At 68.5% G+C, this 17102-nt stretch carries 14 protein-coding genes and 1 pseudogene; 11 read left to right on the top strand and 4 right to left on the bottom strand.

Annotated elements, in window-relative coordinates; genetic code table 11:
- Positions 1 to 134 precede the first annotated feature (134 nt).
- From J2744_RS06250 to J2744_RS06225, 6 genes are all read left to right on the top strand, one after another.
- Positions 135 to 1778, top strand: coding sequence for a methyl-accepting chemotaxis protein (locus J2744_RS06250; protein ID WP_209545786.1), 1644 nt, complete (start codon positions 135 to 137; stop codon positions 1776 to 1778).
- On the top strand, positions 1771 to 2508 hold the full coding sequence (locus tag J2744_RS06245; RefSeq protein ID WP_209545784.1) for a G protein-coupled receptor family protein: 738 nt from the start codon (positions 1771 to 1773) through the stop codon (positions 2506 to 2508). The genes J2744_RS06250 and J2744_RS06245 overlap by 8 nt, the downstream gene beginning before the upstream one ends.
- Positions 2509 to 3324: 816 nt before the next feature.
- Positions 3325 to 6321 carry a BGTF surface domain-containing protein gene (locus J2744_RS06240; protein ID WP_245203233.1) on the top strand — a complete coding sequence of 999 codons (2997 nt, stop codon included), beginning with the start codon at positions 3325 to 3327 and terminating at the stop codon, positions 6319 to 6321.
- A 214-nt stretch (positions 6322 to 6535) separates the two neighbouring features.
- On the top strand, positions 6536 to 6730 hold the full coding sequence (locus tag J2744_RS06235; RefSeq protein WP_209545782.1) for a hypothetical protein: 195 nt from the start codon (positions 6536 to 6538) through the stop codon (positions 6728 to 6730).
- A gap of 89 nt (positions 6731 to 6819) precedes the next feature.
- The gene (locus tag J2744_RS06230) at positions 6820 to 7098 is read left to right on the top strand and encodes an AbrB/MazE/SpoVT family DNA-binding domain-containing protein (RefSeq protein WP_209545781.1); all 279 of its coding nucleotides are present in this window, start codon (positions 6820 to 6822) and stop codon (positions 7096 to 7098) included.
- Positions 7095 to 7496 (top strand): hypothetical protein, encoded by a 402-nt coding sequence (locus J2744_RS06225; RefSeq protein WP_209545779.1) that lies wholly within the window; start codon positions 7095 to 7097, stop codon positions 7494 to 7496. The genes J2744_RS06230 and J2744_RS06225 overlap by 4 nt, the downstream gene beginning before the upstream one ends.
- A gap of 16 nt (positions 7497 to 7512) precedes the next feature.
- Here J2744_RS06225 and J2744_RS06220 read toward each other — a convergent pair whose 3' ends face one another.
- The 3 genes from J2744_RS06220 to J2744_RS06210 form a co-directional block, all read right to left on the bottom strand.
- Positions 7513 to 7968: a pyridoxamine 5'-phosphate oxidase family protein gene (locus J2744_RS06220; protein ID WP_209545777.1), complete on the bottom strand. Its 456-nt coding sequence runs from the start codon at positions 7966 to 7968 to the stop codon at positions 7513 to 7515.
- Between the two features lie 135 nt (positions 7969 to 8103).
- Positions 8104 to 8262, bottom strand: coding sequence for a DUF7560 family zinc ribbon protein (locus tag J2744_RS06215; RefSeq protein ID WP_209545775.1), 159 nt, complete (start codon positions 8260 to 8262; stop codon positions 8104 to 8106).
- 64 nt (positions 8263 to 8326) lie between these two features.
- Positions 8327 to 8959 carry a helix-turn-helix domain-containing protein gene (locus J2744_RS06210; protein WP_209545773.1) on the bottom strand — a complete coding sequence of 211 codons (633 nt, stop codon included), beginning with the start codon at positions 8957 to 8959 and terminating at the stop codon, positions 8327 to 8329.
- A gap of 115 nt (positions 8960 to 9074) precedes the next feature.
- Here J2744_RS06210 and J2744_RS06205 point away from each other — a divergent pair, with 115 nt between their 5' ends.
- From J2744_RS06205 to J2744_RS06185, 5 genes and pseudogenes are all read left to right on the top strand, one after another.
- Positions 9075 to 9461 carry a winged helix-turn-helix domain-containing protein gene (locus J2744_RS06205; protein WP_209545772.1) on the top strand — a complete coding sequence of 129 codons (387 nt, stop codon included), beginning with the start codon at positions 9075 to 9077 and terminating at the stop codon, positions 9459 to 9461.
- A 103-nt stretch (positions 9462 to 9564) separates the two neighbouring features.
- Positions 9565 to 11304, top strand: a complete 1740-nt coding sequence (locus tag J2744_RS06200) for a PAS domain-containing protein (protein WP_209545771.1) — start codon at positions 9565 to 9567, stop codon at positions 11302 to 11304.
- 89 nt (positions 11305 to 11393) lie between these two features.
- Positions 11394 to 13568, top strand: coding sequence for an acetate--CoA ligase family protein (locus J2744_RS06195; protein WP_209545767.1), 2175 nt, complete (start codon positions 11394 to 11396; stop codon positions 13566 to 13568).
- Positions 13561 to 14621: pseudogene (locus J2744_RS06190) on the top strand (phosphotransacetylase family protein). The gene J2744_RS06195 and the pseudogene J2744_RS06190 overlap by 8 nt, the downstream one beginning before the upstream one ends.
- A 105-nt stretch (positions 14622 to 14726) precedes the next feature.
- The gene (locus tag J2744_RS06185; protein WP_209545765.1) at positions 14727 to 15794 is read left to right on the top strand and encodes a DUF7139 domain-containing protein; all 1068 of its coding nucleotides are present in this window, start codon (positions 14727 to 14729) and stop codon (positions 15792 to 15794) included.
- Positions 15795 to 15857: 63 nt separating this feature from the next.
- Here the strand turns inward: J2744_RS06185 and J2744_RS06180 are convergent, their stop codons facing one another.
- On the bottom strand, positions 15858 to 16967 hold the full coding sequence (locus tag J2744_RS06180) for a DUF373 family protein (protein WP_209545763.1): 1110 nt from the start codon (positions 16965 to 16967) through the stop codon (positions 15858 to 15860).
- Between the last annotated feature and the right edge of the window lie 135 nt (positions 16968 to 17102).

Genomic DNA, 17102 nt, shown 5'->3' with positions numbered 1-17102 from the left:
GGGTCGACGGGTCCGGCGTTCGGGGTTCGGCGTGTCCGGTCCATCGGTCGCTGCCCGCGCGTCAAATTATCGAATCATGTAATTTGGCCTTTACTCCTAAATAGGGCATCTGGTTCCCCACGGACGAACTATCTATGCTGAACGCGATCACCACGCGATACGGCCGGCGGGTCGGGGCGGCCGTCCTCCTGACGCTCGGCGTGACCCTCGGCTTCATCGCCCTCTTCGCGGGCCACGTCGCGACGGTCGGGACGCCGGCGGCCGCGACGGCGGCGCTGACGTCGATCGGCGTCGTCGTCACGCTGAACCTCGGACTGTTGGGTATCGTCCTCGTCGGCAACGTCGCGGTCGAGCTCCGGCGGCTGACGGAGACGGCCGAGGCGGTCGGACGCGGCGAGTTCGACGCGCGCGCGACCTCCGACCGGCGCGACGAGATCGGGCGGCTGTTCGACGCCTTCGACGAGACGCGGCGGTCGCTCCGGGACGCGGTCGCCGAGTCCGAGCGGGCGCAGTCCGAGGCCGAGTCGGCCCGCGAGGAGGCCGAGGCGCTGTCGGGCACCCTCATCGATCGGGCCGACGAGATCGGCGGCGCCATGGAGGACGCCGCCGAGGGCGACCTCACGCGCCGGCTCGACGAGGGCAGCGAGGTCGACGCGATCGAGCGCATCACGGCGGCGTACAACGAGATGACCGGCGGGCTCTCGACGACGATCGAGGACATTCAGGCGTTCGCGGGCGACGTGGAGGCGACGAGCGAGGAGATGGCCGCGGAGGCCGACGCGGTCGCCGGGATGAACGCGGAGGTGGCCGACGAGATGCGCGCGCTGGCCGACGAGCTGGACGCACAGACCGACCGGCTGCGCGAGACGGCCGCCGACACCGACGACTTCTCGGCGACCGTCGAGGAGATCGCCTCCACCACCGACGAGGTGGCGGGCGACGCGAGCGCCGCGGCCGAGCTCGGCGATGAGGGCGAACGGCGGGCGACCGAGGCGGTCGAGGCGATCGTCGCGATCGGCGACCTCCTGGAAGACCTCGACGGTCTCGTGGCCGGGCTCGACGACCGGATGGACGGCGTCGCGGAGACGACCGACGTGATCGCGGACATCGCCGAGCAGACGAACATCCTCGCGCTGAACGCCTCAATCGAGGCGTCGCGGGCGGGCGGCGACGGCGACGGGTTCGCGGTCGTCGCCGACGAGGTGAAGGGGCTCGCCGAGGAGACGCGCGCGTCGACGACGGAGATCGAGGCGACGATCGGCGAGGTGACCGAGGACGTGTCCGCGGTCGCCGGCGAGATGGACCGGACGATGACGGAGCTCGACGAGACGACCGCGGCGGTGCGCGCGGCGGGCGACGCGATCGAGGAGCTGACCGGGACCGTCGAGGACGTCGACGTGGCGATGGGCGACATCGCCCGCGCGACCGACGAGGGCGCCGAGGGGATCGAGTCGGTCGCGGCGCGCGTCGAGGCCGTCCACGGCTCCGCCACCGACGCCGCGGACCGCGCGCGGTCGCTCGCGGAGACCGCGGACGACACCGCCGAGACCGTCGGCGACCTCGCGGAGACGGCGACGGCGCTCTCGGAGCGGACCGCGTCGCTCACCGAGCGGCTCGCCCAGTTCGAGACGCGTGCGGACGCGGAGGCGGCCGGGGCGGACGCCGAGGCGGGGAACGCCGTCGGGGCGGACGCCGAGACTGCGACCGCCGAGGCGGGGGAGAGCGCCCCGCCGGAGTCGATCGGGGGCGGCGACGCGGAGGTGAGCGCCGATGATTGAGCTGTCGACGGTGCGGTTCGCGTCGGCGGGGATCTACGCGGTCTCCGCGGTGGTGTTGTTCGCGCTCGCGCGCCGCAAGCCCGCGAAGCTGCGCCGGTACTGTTACCCGTTCGTCGCGGTCGTGGCGCTCGCGGGCGTCGGGATCGGGACGTGGGGTGCCGGGATCGGGACGTTCAGCGTCGGGAGCGGTACGCTGGAGGCCGGGCAGCTGCTCACCGACTACGTGGCGTACCCGTTCCTGTTCGGGTTCACGGCGTTCGTCGCGGGCGTGAGCCGCCGATACGTCGGGGGTATCGTCGCGATCACCGTCGCGATGCGACTCGGCTACGACTTCGCGGAGGTGTTCGAGGGGACGCTCTCGCTGGCGGGCACCCTCGGTATCGTCGTCGGGTACGTGACGCTGGTCGGGCTGTTCTTCGGGCCGGTGGCGAGCGCGGCCGCGCGCCGGCCCCCCGAACGCGAGCTGTTCTATAAGAAGACGCGGAACCTCGCGCTGTTCGCGTTCGGCGTGCTCATCGCGTGGGCGATGCTCCAGATCGCCGGGCTGTTCGACGCGTTCACCGCGGCGGTGACGCTGGAGTACCTCGACCTCCTGCTCCGGGTCGGGTTCGCGGGCTTCGTCTTCGCGAACGTGGAGACGCTGGCGGCGGAGGCGGAGTCCACGGGCGATGCCGGTACCGATACGGGCCAGCCCGCGTCTCACACGGCGGCGGGAACGGGCGCCGACTGAGGCGACGGGACCCGCATTTCACACGAGTCCGCTGCTACGTCGGCCCGTCAAACTAAATAGTTCGCCGACACCAGAATTATATAGTTACTACCGCTACTGACGAGTATTCCTGCCGACGAGCCGGGCGAAGAGTTCGGACTCGCCGAGGGGTTCGGCGCGGACCTCGACGCCGAGACCGCGACTCGTAGTTTACTCGCACCGAACCGGCCGAGACCCGTTCGAGCGAAGCGAGTCACACGCACGCGCCCGCGAACACACCATCAACTCGGTTCGTGGGCCGAGGCCGCCGAGGCCGCGTTCGAGGAGACGGACGAGACGGACGAAGCGCAAAACCGGTGGGGACGCCGGCGGTGAGGGGACGGGTCAGAGGAGACACGCCGGCGCCACCGGGTTGGGTATCGAATCGCAGACGACGGGGACGGCCCCTACCAAGAACCGGTTCCAAGTCGCCTGAAGGGCGGAAGGCCCGATCAGACCTGATCGCAGTATCCCGTTAGGCGTTTCGGTTCGCTACCCCGTCGACACCGCTCTCGGACCGCCCGACACTCGTTCGCATCAATCTTGAGAATAGGCGTCTCAGGCCGCCTACTGTGTATGAGACGCGTTGTCATACATTTGTGTACCCCACAAAGCATTTATACCGAACGCTAAAAGGATAGGTCGCAGCCCTACCCGCAGGCAGAATGCGATACCATCTGTGAGTAATCCGGGTCAAGTCCGGTCGTACGTTGCTGATCCTGTCGGTGCGAGCGATGGACGGGCGACCCAGACGCGGACAAAGCACGGGTGTCGCGACGCAGAACAACACAACACACAATGACAAACGACAATACCACACGCAAGAAGGCTAACGCAGTCTTCTTCGCGGCGGTCATGGTTGTCTCCATGGTCGCAGTTGGATTCGCTGCGGCTCCCGCCGCGGCGGCTGGTTCCAACCTGGATATTGGTAACGGCGACGACGCCGATTACGCTATCCAGTCTGGAAACAATCTTACAGGCGTACAGGTAGATGATACAGATGCAGACACTCCCGGACTCTTCGTCTTCGTTGACGAAAACGGGAACGGTGAGTTCGACACTGGTGAGGCAAACATCACCGCCACGGGTTACACTGGTGGAGCCTCTGACATTGCTGTCGGTGACCTCGAAACGGACGACCTCGGGGAAGGCGATTACGATGTCTACGCCTACGAGAACGCCTCGCTGAATGACGGTGACAGTTCCTTTGACACCAATGTTCAGCTGACCATCGACGACACGAGTGACGACCCGCGGAAGGCGACTCACTACGACAGCGCCCTCAACGGTAGCGTCGTAGTTGAGGTCGCCTACGACAATGATGTCGTTGTCACTCAGAGTAATGCTGAGGCCGACATCAACCTCGCTAACGGAACTACCGTTGACGTCAATTCGGGAATTGTCGAAGGGATTGACGGTCAGGTGCTTGTTCCGACCGGTCAGCCTTACAACAACGTGGAGAACATCTCCATTGAGGGCGGCGTTACCGATCTCGCCGGAAACAGCGTGAGCGACGACGACTTTGACGTCACGTTCGCGCCGACGTCGGTCGACACGACGTCCAACGCCTCCACCGTTGATGCGCTCTCCGGAGAGAACATTGCTCTCGAAGCCAATGAAGGCGACTCGATCGATATTGAGGGGCCCAGCACTGGTGTCACCCGTGGAACTGGCGTCAACAGTCAGGTCTACGTGTTCGATACTGATGGCCTCGAAACTGGTGACTACAACGTCACCAACGGTAACGTTGAGAGAGTCATTGAGCTTGGCGACCTCGGCCTCGGAGTCGAGAGCGACGAGGACGAGTTCACGACCAACGACAACGTGACTGCGTCGGTCACGGCTGACGAAATCAACCGCCCCATCACCGCGGAACTCATCGACAGTGACGGTGACGTCGTTGACGATCTCAACGCTCAGATCGACTCCGACGGTAACGCGGAGGTCGACTTCGGGACCGTCAGCGAGACGGATACCTACACGATCAACGTCACCGATGATAACTCGGGTATTAGTGCCCAGACCGGTGATTTCGATGTTGTCGAAGCGCCCGAGGGTGACATCACCTTCGAGGAGAGCTTCGTGACCGAGCAGCGCGGTGACGTTGCGAACATCACGATCAACTTCCAGGGCGACCGGGACATGGCGTACCTCACAATCGGTGACGACGATGAGGTTGGTTACGAGACCAACGTCACCGTCGACGCCGACGGCGAGGACAACGTCACGGTCGGCTTCAACACCTACATCGCTGGCAACACCACTTCATCTAACGTCTCCGGCAGCGACGTTGTGTTCCTGGCCGACCAGGACAGTGACGCGTCAGTCAGCTTCGTGAACGAGAGCGAGACCAACCTCGAAAACATGCTCGCGGCGGGTACGTACCCGTTCGAGATTAGCGACACGAGCTTCGTCCAGACCGCCAAGGGTAACTCCGACTCGGTGGGCGACCTCGAACTCGAAGAGCGCTCTGTCGAGGACTTCCAGCTGTGGACCACCTCGGATGACGTCTTCGAGGATGTCGAGAACGTCGAGGACATCACAAACGGTGTCGAGAACGATACCGTCATCGAGACGAGTTCGCTGGCTGAGGGCGACGTCCTCATCCACGAGCTTACTGCGACCGGACTCGAGGGTGCCCTCGAACTGAACGGCGACCTCGAGACTCTAGTCGATAACGGTGCTGTCGACCTGCGCATCCGGCAGACGGCCGACACCACCGCGCCGAACTCGCAGCGCAAGACCGCTGACATCACGTCGATGTTCGATGACGGCGACATCAGCGTCATCTCGACTGAGGGTTCGTACTACATCGCGTTCGACCAGGACAACCTCGACCTCGGCAGCGAGTCGATCGCCGACGAGGACGCCTTCGAGGTCCGCGTCCAGGTTCAGGACCCGCGCCTGCTCGACCCCGACGAGGACGAGCTTGACGACGCCGACGGCGACCTCTCCGAGTTCTACGAGACCGCCACGGCGACGTTCGAGTACCAGGACGCGACGGGCGAATTCGACACGCCGGTCGAAGTCCAGGCCGCTGAGAACCAGTCCATCACGGGCACGACGAACGTCGCGCCCGGTCAGGAGTTCACGGTGCGCGTGCGCTCCGACTCTGGTGTCTCGCCCGGCTTCGTCCAGTCCGCTGAAGGCGTGACCGTCCAGGCTGACGGCACATTCGAGGCAACGGGTCTCGACCTGAGCGACGCCTCGGTGAACGACACGTTCACCGTGACCGCGCAGCAGTCCACCTTCGACGCTGAGGAAGACGGTACCGTGGTCGAAGAAGTCGGCCAGGCCGCCTTCCTCGAAGTGTCCGAACTGAACCCCGAACAGGCCACCGCGACTGCTGGTGACTCGGTCGACGTTTCGGCGACGATCGAGAACACCGGCAGCGAGGAGGCCACCCAGACCGTCGCGCTCACGCTCGACGGCGACGAACTCGACACGACTGAAGTCACCCTCGCGGGTGGTAACAGCACGACCGTCGAGTTCACGGCCGACACGTCCGGTCTCGAAGCCGGCGATTACACGCACGGCGTCGCGACCGACGACGATGAGGCCACTGGCACGCTGACCATCGAAGCCGCCGGCGACGACGGCTCCGGTGACGACTCCAGCGGAGACGACTCCACCGGTGACGACTCCAGCGGGGACGACTCCACCGGAGACGACTCCAGTGGCGACGGTAACGGTACCGACGACTCCACCGACGACGGAACGCCCGGCTTCGGTGCGCTCGTCGCGCTCGTTGCCCTCATCGCCGCTGCGCTGCTCGCGACCCGCCGCAACGAGTAACATCGTTGCCTAACGGTCGCGACTCGTAGCTTCGAACTATCGGCCCTCGCGGGCCGACCCACACGCGGTTTTTCTTTATCGCGCCTCGCTTGGCCAGCGGCGGCGCTCGTGATCCCGGTACGACACCCGGCGAGCGCGTTCGGATAGAATCTCACCGAGAGTCGGGATCCGGGATAACTGTTACAACTGTCTGCCCTGTAGTCCGTCCAGAACTATGCCGGCGGACGAACACGTTCCGGTAACCGAGGAAACTCGGAAGGTGCTCCACGAGCTCAAGGAACCGGGCCAGACGTACGACGACCTACTGAAGCAACTCGCACAGCAGCGCCGACGACGCGACCTCGAACGACGTTTTCAGGAGTTGGAGGACGCGGATCGAGACGGGCTAACGTCACTCTCGGACGTTTGACTGTGGTCCTGATCGACTCGATACTGCCCATCTGCGACCGTCGCTCAACACTCGGTGTATTTAATGTAGTACAGTGCGTAGTACTTCGCATGAGTACTGACAGCGAAAGCGACGATCGAACGACCCGTATCACGCGGAAGGGACAGGTGACGATCCCGAAAGCGCTCCGCGAGGAGTTCGGACTGGAGGAAGGCGACGAAATTCGCTGGGAGAAGACTGACGACGGAATTCGCGTCCGGAAGGCGACGGGGTCGGCGGGCCGCGGGATGCTCGTCGACGAGGACGTCTCCGAAGCGAAGCGTGAGGAGATGGCCGCGGAGATGGAAGCCGAGATCCGTGAGAAGCGTCGAAGCGAGTGGCAGCCGTGACCCGCTACACCGTCGATGGCGTCGCGATGGCTCGGTACCTCGTCGACAGCCTGCCGTCCGCTGCCGACGACGTGTTCGAACGCGCCGAGCGCGGTGTCGACATCGTCGAGGCGCCGACAGTCGCCGTCAGCGAGGCGATCTGGACCGCGGTCAACAAGGAGTCGATCGCAGGCGTCGGGGTCGACACGACGCCGAACGCGGTGTTACGTGGACTCGTCACCGACGGACCGGTACGGATCGCTCCGAGCGACGACCACGACCTCGCGGTGTATGGGAGTCTGATCGACCAATACACCCTCCACGACGCGCTGCTTATCGCCAACCATCGCGTCCGGGGTACTGAAGCGATCGTCACCAACGACGAGGAGTTCGTGACTGAGTCGACTGTCTGGCGCTGAACGACGTTGTGACTCCTTACTCCTCGTCGCGCTCGACGACGACCGTGCGCCCGGTCAGTTTCTCGGGCTCGAAGCGGTAGAGCTCGATGTCGAGGTCCGGCTTGTCGTCGGCCCAGATCTCGAAGAGGGGGCGCTGCGCCTCGCCGTACTGCGCGATCGTCTCCGGGGTGAGCTCGTCGAGGTCGACCCGTTCGAGGGCGCCGACGCCGACGACGCTTGCGTACTCGTCCGCTTCGTCCTCGTACACCACGATCCGGGCCTGCGGCGTCGACGCGAGGAACTCGCGCTTCTCGCTGTCGGGCGTCGACACCAGCCGGAGGTACAGGGCGCGGTCGTCCGCGTCGTATCCGTAGGAGATCGGGATGGCGTACGGCGCGTCGTCGCGCGCGAGCGCGAGTACGCCCGTCTCGTGGCGAGAGAGGAGCGCGTCCACCTCGGCCGGCGACATCTCGACCTCGCTGTTCGTCGGCATACCCCGAATTTCTTCGCACGGCGGCATAAAGGGCACGAGACGACGCGGGACCGGACGCGAGAAGACGGGGACGCGATGAGTCGAGACGTGACGGACGCGACACGCGGCGGTTCGGAGCGGGGACCGCGAGGGACCTCACCCGAGCGCCGGCGCGCCGCCGATGTCCTCCTCGGTGACCGGCGCGCCGCAGACGACGCAGCCCGTTTCGAGCAGCGTCGCTCGCATCGCGTCGTCCACCTCGATCGAGCGCCGACACTCCGGGCAGACGAAGGTGTGCGTCGGTGTGGGCGTCATGGCTGTGTGTACGATCCCCACGCTCATCAAACGGGACTCGGATTCTCGGGGCGTCGGAACGCGATCAGTCGAGCAGCGACCCGAACAGCTTCCGCTGGGCGGCCGCGAGGTGTTCCGTGAACGTCGACCGGCCGATGCCCAGCGACTCGGCCACCTCGCCGGCGTTGGCCCGTTTCGGGTGGTCGAAGTACCCCGCCTCGTAGGCTGCCGCGAGCACCTCGCGCTGGCGCTCCGTCAGCTCGCTCCGGTCGACGGTGACCAGGTCCGACTCTGTCGGCGTCGTCGTCGACTGGAGCAAGCGCAACACCTCCATCTCCGGACACCCCTCGCGAAACGCCTCCAACACCGACCGCAGCGTCGGCAGGTCGCTCGCGTGGAAGGTGAGCCGGAGCCGCCCGTCGCGGATCACCGCCTCCGAGACGGGGGTCTCGTGGCGGTCGAGGACGGCGAACGGCGAGTCCGGATCGACCGTCGCCTCGAACCGGTAGGCCGCGCGCCCGCCGTAGTCGAAGACGACCTCGACCTCCTCGGGGACCGACAGGTCGGCGTCCGCGATGAACTCCACGACCAGGCGCTCGCGGTCGTCCGCGGGCGTACACCGCGAGACGCCGGTGACCGGTGTCGCTCCGTCGACGACGCCGTCGAACGGGGACAGCGCGGTCGGCAGCGAGACCTCCGCCCGGATTCCCGATCCCATCTCGTTCGTCCGTACCCGTCCCGGGCAAAAACGTTGGCGGGCGCGGCGCCGCGGTATAAAACCCCCAGCATATGATGGGTCACCGTTCGGGGGGCTGGAGCCGGTATATACAGATATGAAACGACCCGCGCGCGCGACCGACGGCACGACGACGACCGAGGCGGACGCGGCGCTCGACGCGACGTTCGAGGCGCTCGCCGACGGCGACTGCCGGGCGATCCTCGCGGCCGCGGCGACGCCGAAGACGACGAGCGAGCTGGCCGAGGACTGCGACATCGCGCTCTCGACCGCCTACCGGAAGGTCGAGCTGTTAAGCGAGACGCCGCTGCTCGCCGAGGGGGTCAGGTTCGACCCGGACGGCGACCACGCCGCCGAGTACGTCCGCGACGCCGCGAACGCCGCCGTCGAACTCGGCGACGACGGCGTCACGCTCGCGGTCGACGGCGACGGGACCGACCCGCTCGCCGTCGCGCTCGACGCCCCCGGCGTCTCGGCCGACTGACCGCCGACCGCGGAGACCACCGGCGTCACGCCGTGCGACGCTCCTTTTCGAACGTGATAATCACACGGTCAACGTTATAGGTCCGTTCGCGAACCTACACCGTATGTCTCGCTCGCCGGAGCCAGAGACCCTCATCGATCTCGCGCAAGACAAGATCGCGGTGATCGACGAGGCGGGACGGTTCCGGTACCTCAACGCGGCCACGCGCGACCTGCTCGGGTTCGACCCCGACGACCTGGTCGGGACGGACGCGTTCGATCTGGTTCACCCGGACGACGCCGACCGCGTTCGCGCCGCGTTCGACGCCCTCGTCGCCGACGGCACGCCGCCGGACGCCGCGCTGGAGTACCGCTACCAGACCGCCGACGGCGACTGGGTGTGGTTCCGCAGCCGGGTGTTCCCGCCCGCGGAGACCGGGCTGGACGGCTACGCGCTGAGCTCTCGCGACGTCACCCTCGAGGTCGAGTCCCGCCGGCGCCTGGAGACCATCGCCTCGACTTCGCCGGACGTGCTGTGGATGTTCAGCGCCGACTGGAGCGAACTGCTGTTCGTCAACGGCGCGGTCGAGTCCGTGTTCGGAATCGACCCCGAAACGCTCGAACAACGACCGCAGTCGTTCTTGGAGGCGGTCCACCCGGACGACCGACCGGACGTCGAGCGCGCGATGGAGCGGCTCTCCGCCGGCAAGCCGACGAACCTCGACTACCGGATCGGGTCACAGGAGGGGCGGACCACCTGGGCCCGGGTGCCCGCGCGCCCCGTGACGGAGGACGGCGCGGTCGTCGCGGTCACCGGCTTCGCCCGCGACGTCACCGACGAGTACCGCCGGGAGCGCCAGCTCACGGTGATGGACAACCTGCTCCGGCACACGATCCGCAACGACATGAACATCGTCGACGGCACCGCGGAGCGGATCGTCGACCGGGTCACCGAGTCCGTCGCCGCGGCGTCGACGGAGCCGACGGCGGACGACCGCCCCTCCGACGCCGATCTGGCCGAGCTCGCCGCCGACCTGATCGACCACGCGGAGACGGTCCGCCGGGTCGCCAACGACCTGTTGACCACCGCCGAAAAGCAGCGCGGCGTGATCGACCTCCTCCGGCAACACGAGCCGCCCCAGCCGCTCCGCGTCGCCCCGCTCGTCGAGAGCGCGGTGGCGGACGCCGTCGGGGACGCGAGCGAGGCAGCCGCCGACGTCTCCGTCTCCTGTTCCCCCGACGTGCGCGCGTTCACGCACTCCGAGCTCGACTACGCGATCGCCGAGCTGATCGAGAACGCGATCGAGCACGCGGAGGCGACGCCGACGGTCGAGATCGAGGTTACCGCCCCCGCCGACCGCGTCGAGATCGCGGTCCGGGACAACGCGCCGCCGATCCCGCCGGCCGAGCGGGACCCCATCACCGATCGGTGGAAGATGGACGACCTCAGACACACCGGCGGGATGGGGCTGTGGCTCGTCTACTGGATCGCGGACCGCTCCGGCGGCGACCTCGCGTTCGACGCCGGCGCCGACGGCAACGAGGTGACGATCAGCGTCCCCGACGCCGACTGCGACCCCGCCTTCTCGGTGGCGGACCGAGGTCGCCGGGCGACCCCGGAGGTCAGCCCGCCGTCGGTCGAACCGGACGGCGGGCCGACGGCGACGGCCGCCGGCTCCGAAGCCGTCGGCTCCGAGTCGGGCGCTACAGACGCCGCCGACGGGACGGTCGCCGAGTCCGCCTCGGCCCCCGAGTCCGACGCGGTAGACGCTGCCGACGGGACGGTCACTGAGTCCGCCTCGGCCCCCGAGTCCGAGGACGCCGACGCCGCCCCCGACCCGCCGTCGGGATCGACGGACCCCTGACCGAAACCCGATCGATCGTTCATCGTTGACTCCGATTTCGAAGAACCTCCCACCGATCTTAAGCCGACGCTTCGCGTACTCCCGCGTTGATGGGTACGCTCAATGAGCTGTTCGACCCGGACCGGGTCGCCGTCGTCGGCGCCACCGCCCGCGAGGGCGCCGTCGGGCGCGCCGTCACGTCGAATCTCCTCGACGACTTCGACGGCGACACGGTCCCCGTCAACCCGAACTACGACGAGGTGCTCGACACGCCCTGTGTCGACGACGTCGCCGACGCGGACGCCGACGTCGCGGTCGTCGTCGTCCCCCCGTCTATCGTGTTGGACGCCATCGAGGCGTGCGGCGAGGCCGGGGTGCGCAACGTCGTCGTGATCACCGCCGGGTTCGGCGAGACGGGGGAGGACGGAGCGGCGAGGGAGCGTCGCCTCGCGGAGATAGCCGACGAGTACGACCTGAACCTCGTCGGTCCCAACAGCCTGGGGATCATGTCGACTCCCTCGGGGATGAACGCGACGTTCGGCCCGGAGAACGCGCTCCCGGGCGGACTCTCCTTTATGAGCCAGTCCGGCGCGTTCGTCACCGCGGTCCTCGACTGGGCCAACGACAACGGGATCGGGTTCAAGGACGTCGTCTCGCTCGGCAACAAGGCGGTCCTCGACGAGACGGACTTCGTCGACCACTGGGGGGCCGACGAGGAGACAGACGTGATCATCGGCTACCTCGAGGGGATCGAGGACGGCCGCGAGTTCATCGAGACCGCCCGCGAGACGACCCAAGACACCCCGATCGTCGCGGTGAAGTCGGGGCGGACGAGCGCGGGCGCGCAGGCCGCCTCCTCGCACACGGGGACGCTCGCCGGCTCCGACAAGGCGTACGAGGCCGGTCTCGACCAGGCCGGGGTGATCCGCGCGGAGTCGGTCGACGAGCTGTTCGACGCCGCGGGCATCCTCGGGAGCCAGCCGCTTCCCGACACCGACAGCGTCGCCATCGTCACGAACGCCGGCGGTCCCGGCGTGATGGCGACCGACGCGGTCGGCGACGCCGACCTCGACATGGCGTCGTTCACCGGGGAGACGACCGATCGGCTCGCCGAGTCGATGCCCGGCGAGGCGAACATCCACAACCCGGTCGACGTGATCGGCGACGCCGACGTCGACCGGTTCCGCGAGGCGCTCGAGATCACCGTCGCCGACGACAACGTCGGCGCCGCCCTCGTGTTGGCCGCGCCGACGGCGACGATCGACTTCGCGGACCTCGCGGACGCCATCGAGGCGGTCAGCGAGGAGATGGACGCGCCCGTCGCCGCCTGTCTGATGGGCGGCGACCGGACCCGCGAGCCGAAACAGCAGCTCCAGGCGCAGGGGATCCCCTGTTACTTCGACCCCGCGCGCGCCATCGACAGCCTCGCGACGCTCGCGACCTACCGCGACATCAAGGCCCGGGAGTACGCCGAGCCGATGTCGTTCGACGTCGACCGCGAGCGCGCCCGCGAGATCCTCGGCACGGTTCGCGACCGCGACGACAACCGCTTGGGCGTCGAGGCGATGGAGCTGCTCGACGCGTACGGCATCCCGACGCCGGACGGCGAGATCGTCGACTCGCCGGAGCGCGCCCGCGAGGTCGCCGAAGGCGTCGACGGCGACGTGGTGATGAAGATCGTCTCGCCGGACATCCTGCATAAGTCCGACATCGGCGGCGTCGCCGTCGGCGTCGCGGACGCGGACGTGGCCGACACCTACGAGGACCTGATCACCCGCGCGCGCAACTACCAGCCGGACGCGACCGTGCTCGGCGTTCAGGTACAGGAGATGGTCGACCTCGACGACGGCGTCGAGACCATCGTCGGGATGAACCGCGACCCGCAGTTCGGCCCGCTGCTGATGTTCGGGCTGGGCGGCATCTTCGTGGAGGTGATGGAAGACACCACCTTCCGCGTCGCGCCCGTCTCGGAGCCGGAGGCCCGCGAGATGACCGAGGAGATCCAGTCGGCGCCGCTGTTGCGGGGCGCCCGCGGCCGCGACCCGGTCGACGTCGACGCCGTGATCGAGACGATCGGCCGGCTCTCGCAGCTGGTCACCGACTTCCCGGCCGTCCTCGAACTCGACATCAACCCCCTCGTCGCACTGCCCGACGACGACGGCGGCACGAACGCCGCCGCCGTCGACGTGAGACTCACCGTCGACCCGGAGGCGCTCGACCCGCCGGAGACCGACGCGGAGACCGACCCGAAGCCGCTCGACGCGGAGGAACCCACCGATGACTGACACACCCACCACACTCGTCACCGCGACCGGAGACAGCGCCGGAAAGACAGCGATCACCGTCGCCCTCGCGCGGCTCGCCGCCGAGCGCGACCGCAGCGTCGGCTACATGAAACCGAAGGGCACCCGGCTCCAGTCGAACGTCGGCAAGACGCTCGATCAGGACCCGATGCTCGCCCGCGAGGTGCTCGGCTTGGACGCCGAGATGCACCAGATGGAGCCGGTCGTCTACTCGCCGACGTTCGTCGAGGGCGCGATCCGCGGCACGGAGGACCCGGACGCCTTACGCGACCGGATCCGCGAGGAGTACGACGCGATCGCGGCCGACCACGACCGGGTGTTCGTCGAGGGCGGCGGCAGCTGGACCACCGGCGGCGTCGTCGACCTGACCGACGTCGACGTCGCGGAGCTGCTCGACGCGCGGGTCGTCCTCGTCGCCGAGTACGGCTCGCCGAACGACCTCGACGAGGTGCTGGCGGCCGCCGACGCGTTCGGCGACCGCCTCGCCGGCGTCGTGTTCAACAAGGTGTCCGACGACGCCTTGAGTCGCTCGACCAGGACGGGATCCCGTTCCTCGAATCGAAGGGGATCACGGTGTTCGGCGCGCTCCCGTACGAGAAGGAGCTGGCGGGCGTCACGGTCGGCGAGCTGGCGGACGAGCTGGGCGCCGAACTGCTCACCGACGCGCCCACCGACGCGTTCGTCGAGCGCTTCCTCGTCGGTGCGATGGGCGGCGACGAGGCGCTCCGCTACTTCCGGCGCGCCCGCGACGCCGCCGTCATCACCGGCGGCGACCGCGCGGACGTCCAGACCGCGGCGCTCGACGCCTCCGGGGTGGCCTGTCTCGTCCTCACCGGCGGCCACCGCCCCTCGGGCGCGGTGCTCGGCAAGGCGGCGGACGCCGGCAAGCCCGTGCTGGCGGTGAACACCGACACCGTCACCGCCATCGACCGCGCCGAGGAGATCGTCCGCGGCGGCCGCACGCGCGACGTGCGGACGGTCGACCGGATGGCCGAGCTGCTCGGCGACCACGTCGACGTGGACGCGCTCGTCTGAACCGGGCGTCGTCCCGCCCGTTTCGCCCGCAGTCCTCGGTCGCGGTCGCCCGCGATCCGTGATCGTCTGACGTACTGTTTTCACGGTGGACGACGTACCCCGCCTATGACCAGTCTCTCGGAAGCGTACGGCGGACGGGGACGCTCCGGGGTCGACCCGCGTCGGCTCTATCTCGGTGTGGGTTCGTTCGTCGCGGGCGCGTTGCTCGTCGTCGCGGGCATCCTCGTGGCGGCCGAGGTGGTGCTGCCGGCGGGCTACTCCGCGGGCACGGCCCGAGAGGTCGGCGGAGTCCTCGGCGGCGTCGGCGTCCCGCTCGTACTGCTCGGCGTGATGGCCGTCCTCCCGGCCGACCGCAGCACCTACGCCGCGGCGGTCGTCGGCGCGGCCGTCATGTGTCTCGGCGTCGCGCTGTTCGCGCACGCGTACCCCCAGCAGTGGGTGGGCGGGCCGCGCCCGGAGCTGACCGACCTCACCCTCCCGACCGCGGGCGTCTACTTCCTCGGCGCCGCGACGACGCTGTGGAGCGTGTTTGTCGGCGTCGCGAACTTCAAGACCCGCAACGACCCCGGCGGCACCGTCACGATGGAGGTGACCCACAAGGGGGAGACGAGGGTCGTCGAAGTCTCCCGCGACCAGTTGGGCAGCCGCGGCGGCGTCGGGCTCCTCGGCGGGACCCCGGACGGCGACGTCGAGACCCAGACGAACCGCCCCGCGGGCGACTCCGGGAGCGCCCCGTCGCGAGGTGGACCCGGCTCCCCGTCGGACGGTTCGCCCGCAACGCCGACCGACTCCGGACCGTCGGACGGTTCGTCCGCAGCGCCGGCCGACTCCGGACCGTCGAACGCCGCAGCAGGGCGATCGAGCGGGACGACCCGCTCCGGAACGAGCGGTCCCGGCTCGCCGGGCGTGAGCGACGGCGGCAGCGCCGACACCGACATCACCTCGCCGCTCGACGACGCGAGCCCGACGGACGGGCCGTCGTCGCCGGCGGCGCCGGAGTCCGCGCCCTCCCCCGGATCCCCGTCCGCGCGCGACGGGCCGGGCGACACCTACTGCGGTAACTGCGCGAAGTTCGACTACGTCCGGACCGACGACGGGATGCGCCCCTACTGCGCGCACTACGACGAGCTGATGGACGACATGGAGGCGTGCGACTCCTGGACGCCGCGGTAGCGTCGTCACCGTCTCTCGTCGCCTCTTCTCTCGCCGGCTCTTCTCTCGCTGGCTCTCCTCACCTCACACCGGTTCAGCCGACGGGAGCTGCGACTCCGCGACCGCGAACGCGAGCGTGCTCAACACGCCGATGAGCGTTCCGGCCGCGAGCGCCATCGCCAGCTCCGAGAGGCCGAGCGCCGTCACTCCGGGCGCGTCGGGGAGGAAGAACCCGGAGACCGCGAACAACACGACGGCGATGGACACCACGTAGAACGGCGCGTTGAGGTAGCGCCACCGGAACCGGCCGGCGAGGTACTCGTCGGTGATCTGGCCGAGACTGGAGGTGACGCCCGCGACGCTGAGCCACTGGACGAACCCGTGGACGAACGCCGCGAGCGCGGTGCCGGCCGCGAGGGAGCCGCCCTGGACGCCGCGGACGGCGTCGACCGTATCGACCCCCTGAACGCCGCCGACGACGACCAAGGCGAGCGCGACGACGTAGGTGACGAGCGTCACGCGGCCGGTGTAGAGGACGTTGCGGACGCTCTCCGCGGCGCCGTCGACGCTCTCTTCGAGTCCCAGCCCGCGGAACAGCGAGTAGAGACCCACCACGCCCGAGAGGATCCCCAGTACGGCCGCGCCGGCGACGTCGAAGAGGTTCGCGACGACGACGAGCGGGTAGATCAAAAGGAGGACGCCGAGCGGGATGAGGATCGTCCCGCGGGTCTCCGGGTCGGCGAGGACCTGCTTGATCGTGTAGTAGAGCGATTCGAGGTCTTGCGCCTGCCGGACAACGACCCGGCGCATCCCGTCGATCGGCATCCGCGATCGGATCACGGGGAGGACGGACTCGTCTTGGGCGCCGTCGGTGATCACGACCGCGGACACCTCCTCGCCGGTCGACAGCTCGGCGAGCACGCGGTCGACCTCCTGGCCGACCGCGCGGTTCGCCTTCACGTCGGGACCGTCGACGCCGGTGACGGCCGCGACCTCCACGGCCTCGCCCTCGGCGGCGAGCTCGTCGTGGACGTTGACGCCCTGGAAGAGCACGTTCACGTCGGAGTCCTCTGGGTCGGCGGTCGCGAGCGCGACCGCGGCCTCGGTGACGTCCTCGGCGCCGATGACGGGCGTGGGGATCCCCGTCTTCCGACCGAGGTCGTCGTCGAGGTCGACGCAGAGGACGAGCAGCATCGTTCGAGGCTACGCGGGGGGACGGCATATGTTTTCGGCTCGCTTCGTGGTTCCGCGAATCCGGCGACCGCGTCGGCGCAAGCGGCCGCGTCGACACACGCGGCCGCGTCGCCCCGGCGCGGCGGCGCTCTCCGC

The sequence above is a fragment of the Halorubrum trapanicum genome (assembly GCF_017873555.1).
Taxonomy (GTDB): domain Archaea; phylum Halobacteriota; class Halobacteria; order Halobacteriales; family Haloferacaceae; genus Halorubrum; species Halorubrum trapanicum.
The sequence above is the reverse complement of the archived record's forward strand: the minus strand, read 5'-3'. Positions and strand labels throughout refer to the sequence as shown.

Coding starts and splice junctions, on each gene's coding strand:
- J2744_RS06250 (WP_209545786.1), top strand. CDS start 135: ATGCTGAACGCGATCACCACGCGATACGGCCGGCGGGTCGGGGCGGCC.
- J2744_RS06245 (WP_209545784.1), top strand. CDS start 1,771: ATGATTGAGCTGTCGACGGTGCGGTTCGCGTCGGCGGGGATCTACGCG.
- J2744_RS06240 (WP_245203233.1), top strand. CDS start 3,325: ATGACAAACGACAATACCACACGCAAGAAGGCTAACGCAGTCTTCTTC.
- J2744_RS06235 (WP_209545782.1), top strand. CDS start 6,536: ATGCCGGCGGACGAACACGTTCCGGTAACCGAGGAAACTCGGAAGGTG.
- J2744_RS06230 (WP_209545781.1), top strand. CDS start 6,820: ATGAGTACTGACAGCGAAAGCGACGATCGAACGACCCGTATCACGCGG.
- J2744_RS06220 (WP_209545777.1), bottom strand. CDS start 7,968: ATGCCGACGAACAGCGAGGTCGAGATGTCGCCGGCCGAGGTGGACGCG.
- J2744_RS06215 (WP_209545775.1), bottom strand. CDS start 8,262: ATGACGCCCACACCGACGCACACCTTCGTCTGCCCGGAGTGTCGGCGC.
- J2744_RS06210 (WP_209545773.1), bottom strand. CDS start 8,959: ATGGGATCGGGAATCCGGGCGGAGGTCTCGCTGCCGACCGCGCTGTCC.
- J2744_RS06205 (WP_209545772.1), top strand. CDS start 9,075: ATGAAACGACCCGCGCGCGCGACCGACGGCACGACGACGACCGAGGCG.
- J2744_RS06200 (WP_209545771.1), top strand. CDS start 9,565: ATGTCTCGCTCGCCGGAGCCAGAGACCCTCATCGATCTCGCGCAAGAC.
- J2744_RS06195 (WP_209545767.1), top strand. CDS start 11,394: ATGGGTACGCTCAATGAGCTGTTCGACCCGGACCGGGTCGCCGTCGTC.
- J2744_RS06185 (WP_209545765.1), top strand. CDS start 14,727: ATGACCAGTCTCTCGGAAGCGTACGGCGGACGGGGACGCTCCGGGGTC.
- J2744_RS06180 (WP_209545763.1), bottom strand. CDS start 16,967: ATGCTGCTCGTCCTCTGCGTCGACCTCGACGACGACCTCGGTCGGAAG.